Origin of the sequence: Candidatus Ruminimicrobium bovinum, assembly GCF_902760015.1 — a bacterium.
GTDB classification, from domain to species: Bacteria; Elusimicrobiota; Endomicrobiia; order Endomicrobiales; family Endomicrobiaceae; genus Ruminimicrobium; species Ruminimicrobium bovinum.
Genome location: NZ_CACWEU010000073.1, coordinates 1 through 5,636, shown reverse-complemented (window position 1 = coordinate 5,636; position 5,636 = coordinate 1). Strand labels below are relative to the sequence as shown.

Sequence of the window (5,636 nt, the reverse complement as noted above, 5' to 3'; positions counted from 1 at the left end):
TATACTCTCTTTTTATAAATAACAAATTTGCCAATTTGTTCAACATTACAAATTTATCGGTAAATCTTTCTTTATCAACCAAAGAAAATAATTTTGAAGCAGGTATCAAAGGAATATCTTCGGAAAAATTAACTTTTTCAATTTGTTCTTCCAATGTTTTTATGTCATTAAAATTTTCAATTCTCTTAAAATTAATTTGTTTATCTTTCCCTTTAATATAAATATTAATATTTTTTTCTTTTTTCGCTTGTTCTATTTTCATTTCAAAATTTTTTCCGTATTTATTAACGGTTTCAATATCTATAACATAACCGAATCCTAAATTTTCAGACAAAACTTTATTTATAAAATTATTGTAAGAAATATCGTCTTTTATTTCATATTCCAAAAATATCTGATTATTTTTCGATACGGAATACAACGTATTTGTTTTTTGTTCCATAATATTTGCTTCTTTTATTGCGGATGCTATTTCGGTATCGGATATTTTATTTTCTTTTAATTCATTATAAACGGAAGAATTTATTATTGTAATACCATCTTTTTCCGTAATTTCAGGAGCAGTTTCTCTTGTATCGACACAAAACTCGGTTACTTTATTTGCTTTTGTGGTTTTTAATGCGATGTTTTTTGCAACAGGTAAAATTTCTTCATAATTTTGTTCTTTACAATATATAACAAGCTCTTTATTTGTTTTATTTATCCAAACGATTTCTCCGTTAATTTTTAAACCGCTGTTGACTAATTTTATATTATTAATATTAATATCTTCGTCAATATTTTTATTTACAATTTTTACCGTTAAAATCCCATCTTTTATATTTTCTCTGTTTTTGTTTATTACATCTTTTACATCATTTATAAATTCATAATTAATGTAATAGTGTGTTGCTGCAGAAATACCAAACATTGATATAACTGCTCCGATTATTATTTGAATAGCAAGCAAGAAAGGTAATGTTCCCGTTATTACCGATAAAGAAATTACGCTTAAGGAAAGTGCAGCTACAACCTTTTTTAAAATGTCTGCTTGTTTTACCAATGTTTTAGCACCTTGTTGCCTGCCATGTTCATGTGCATTTTTAAAGCTGGTTGGAGTGAAAAATATTTCCAATGTTTCTTTTAACACAACATAAATATTAACTAACGATGGCGGAATACCTTTTAATAAAAACTCATAAACTTTGGATAAATTGGAATTTTTTATTCCTGCCATTTTTTTATTTTCAATTGAATTTATGTTACCAACTTTTATTGATGCCTCATAAATATCACCGGTTTTAAGTTTATCTGTATCGGAATGTTCATAATCGGCTTGAGGAATAAACATTTTTATAAAATTATTACCTGTATGAATACCTGTTAAATTTGCCAATACTGCAACTATTTTTTGATAATTGGTTAAATTTGTTTCTTTATCAACAATATTGGATACACACAATTTTTTATCTTCCACATATAAAAATATAGGCTTATCAACGGCAAGATTATTACCGTGAACAAAAGCATTTTTTAGTAGTTCATTTATGGCAATACTGAAATTATTTGTAATGTTAAAATCCGATTTCTTTTTTAATTCCCGTGTAAGCATATTCGATAATTCCACAAAAAATTCTTTATTCAAATATTGATACATAAATATCGAATCTTTAATGGAAGTTTCTTTCAAAGAGAAAGGAAATAATGCAATCTTTTTACCTTGACTTAAATAATTAAATAAATCCGAAATAAATTGTTCTTTGTCTTTTATAAAAGAATCCAATGTAAAAACACCGATATTTTCTTTATTTAAATCAATTTTATCAAAATCATGCATGTTTAGCATGTTTTTTACCAAATCAGAGTTGAAATTCTTTAAGTTATACGTGTATTTTTGCTCATACTCAATATAATCTCTTTCATTGAAAATATATATAGTTTCAATGATATCATCAATGTTTTTTGTTTTATCATTAAAAGACAATAATTCATTACGCAATTCATTTAAATCCTTTTCTTTTGCTAAAAAATTAAAATGATCACCGTTTATTGCTTTTATGTTTAATTTATATTCTCCATAGCTTACATACGTCGGTTTTAAAGAAAACAATGTCCCATCTTTTTTTTCTATAACAAAATTGACATTTTCAATAGTTTCAAATTCAAATTCATTTCTTTTTAGTATATCTTCCATATTATTTGATAATTTTATTAAAAATTCGGTTTTATTGTTATTTGACAAACTATCCATACAATTTTGATTTATATATCCTCTTTTTATTAAATAATCTGCCGTATCTTCATCAATTTTTATTTTGTCAAACAAACTTTTTTTATCAATGGCATTTTCTTTTTTAGATATTGTTGTAATCCACAATCTGTCATTAGGAGTTCTGTTGTCTTTATTACGGCTATTATCCGAATATTCAATATTTTCGGATTTTCTCATTTTTTGTATTCCTATCCCTTGTCCGTGCCATTCTCTTACAGTAGCTATAAATTTTTTATAAATGTTTGAATTTTTATTATTATCGTTATTGTTTATTATTTGAACTTCAGTAATTTTATTATTTTCAATATTTGTTTTTATTATTATAGGAGATAACAAATCTGCATTATTTCCGTGGACTATTGAATTTTTTAAAATTTCAAACAAAGAAAATTCTATATCTTTATTATCCATTTTCCAATTTTCAGATATTATTTCCGCAAATATCTTTTTAAAATATTGAAGTTTACGAAGTGTTATATCAAAAAGTTTATTTAAAGCAGGTAAATCTTTGATATCATTACCTATATACGGATAAACTATTATCGGAATTCCATTTTTTAAAGCATAATTAATATTGTTTCTTATAATCTTTTTTTTCTTTTCATCATCATTGTTATTTAGCATCTGTAAATTCAAAACAATATTTACATTACTCGTATCTTCTACTGAACTTAATTCTTCTTGTGAGATATCTGTTATTTTTTTAGAAGCATCAATTCCGATATTATTTAAAAATTCTTTATTTTCTTCATTTCTCTTTTTAACTGAATCATTATCATAATCGAAATTAATTATTTTCTTATCATACAGACGATAAAATTTGACATTTTCTTTAAAACTTATAGTAAAATCTTTATTATTTTCTTTTATTGCTTCTATACCGTATTGCTCCAATTTTTCCGTTCCGAGTTTGCTTAAATATTCTATTTGTCTGCTATCATTTAAATTATCATTATCATCAACGGCACGAACTGCCAACTTGCCTTTTATCGGTTGAATATAAATATACTTTGAATTGTAACCTTTATTATCCGGTAGTTCAATTATAAAAGAAGTATCGTAACTGTTAGCATATTTTCCATTATACTCGACATTTCTTTTTATCTTTTCGATTTTTATTGATGCCTCATAAATATCACCGGTTTTAAGTTTATCTATATCGGAATACTTATAATCAAGCCGGGGATTACTTTTTATAAAATCAATTCCTTGATGATATCCTGTTAAATTTGCCAAAACGGCTAACGATTTTTGATAATTTCCGGCTATATTTTTCTTATCAACTACATTTGTTATATAAAGTCTGTTGTTTTTAATATATAAAAATATGGGTTTATCAAAGGAGAGGTTGTTACCGTGAACAAAAGTATTTTTTAAAATTTCAGATATATCATTATCGGCATTTATTTTCATTTGTTTGGATAAGTAGGCAGATATAGGTTTGAAAAATTCACGATTTACATATTTATATTTATATATTGAATCTTGTGCAGATGTTTCAGGTGAAGAAAAAGGAAACAAAGCAACAAGATTACCTTTTTGCAAAGAAGAAAATAAATTTTCTTTAAAGCTTTCTTTATCTTTTATAAATTCGTTTGTTCCTAAAGTAATTAAGTTTTCTCTGTTAAAGCCCATTTTATTAATTATTTCTTTTTCAATAAACTTATGCCTATTATTTGATAATCTATATTTATTTAAAGTTTTTTCATATTGTACTTTGTAATTGTCAAATTCGTTGTCATCTATATATGTTATATGAATATTTTTTACATTTTCTATTAAATCTTTTATTTTTTCTTCTCCAAAATATCTGTCTAAAACATTTCCGTTTTCTGCATTTATTCCCAATAAACCGAAAGATATACTGTTATTGTCGTTTGTTTCTACAATAATATTTATTTTATTAAGTTTTTTTCTTATTTCGGAATTAGGTCCTAAATTAAAAAGAGTTTTATCCCATTCGTCAAATATCATTTTTAATATTTCAGATTTAGTTCCTTTTAAAATTTTCAACAATTCATTGTCCGGTATTGAGATTATATGTTCAATAAAAAATTCAGCAATATTATCTTCAATATCTATTTTCGATTTTATTTCATTTTTTATTTTATTCGAATTGTTTTTTTGTTTTAATTTTAAACTTGCTGTAGATTTGGTCCTTTCTTCATTATTAAAATTATCCGAATAATTGAAGAAATTATCTTGATCGGACATTTTTTCTATTCCAAGTCCGAACCCCGCTAATCCCGCGACAGCTGCAATATGCTGCAATACGGAGTTTGTTTCTTCTTTTGAAAAATTATTTAATATTTTAACTTGAAAATTTTCTTTATCAAATTCAACTGTTATCGGTTTTGATAAATCCAAATGGTTTCCGTGAACGATGGCATTTTTTATCATTTCTATAAGACCGTATCTTAATTCTTTTTCCAAAGCAGTTTTTGTTTTATCGTCTAAATTATCAATTTTTTCATTATCAAACAATTTGTCTCTGTAATTATCACAAAAATTAGAAATAACAGAATTTAAATTTTTATATAATTGAACAAACATATCGTAATCCTGCTCGGATATTTCACTTTTAACTTTTTTGTGATTATAATTTCGTAAAGGATAAATTGTTATTTTTTCACCTTCTTTTATATTTTTATCAATTTTATTCAGAATATTAATGATTTGATCCGGATTAGATCTTATTAAATCCTCAAGAAAGATATTTTCGCCAATATTATCTTTAATATTTTGTTTTTCCAAAATATTTGTTCCTTTAGAAAAATATTTTCTTGATAATTCATCTAATGTAACGGTTGCAAATTTTATCTGAGAAAATTCCGAAACGGGAATTATTTTTATATTTTCATTTAATTCTTGTGCTTTTGTTATAACGGTATTTTCTTTTTCATCCTTAATTTCCAAACCGTAAGCCCAAGGGAAAAAATATTCCACTCCTTCCTGCATAATATTATTGTTTTTTGCCGTTATGACATAAGATTTTTGCTTAAACGGTGCAGTAAAAGGCATTACATAAAACATATCTTGTTCTGATATTTTAACAATAAAAGAATTTTTGCTTTTCCCTCTATAAAGAACATTTTCATTTTTATTGTCATTTAATTTTAAACTTGCACGGGATATTTCTCTTTTATTATCTTTAAAATTATCAAAGTATTGCCAACCGGTATTTTCCGTTCCGGTTTTAATAACTTTGTTGTGGCTTTTACGAAAACGGTTTAATTGCTCATTGATATCTTCAATACCTTTACCGTATCCGCGAAGCTTAGAAGCAAAAGTGATTAGTTTTTTATATACATCTTCTTCACCTGCTTTATTTTCGTTCAAAATATCAATTTGTGAATTTTCTTTATTGAAGTTTAATATTATCGGT

1 protein-coding gene is annotated in these 5,636 nt (G+C 25.0%); it reads right to left on the bottom strand.

The genetic code is table 11. The annotated features are described in order from the left end of the window. A partial coding sequence (locus ACMUOV_RS02595) for a hypothetical protein (RefSeq protein ID WP_413853491.1) occupies positions 1 to 5,636 on the bottom strand: 5,636 nt, incomplete at both ends.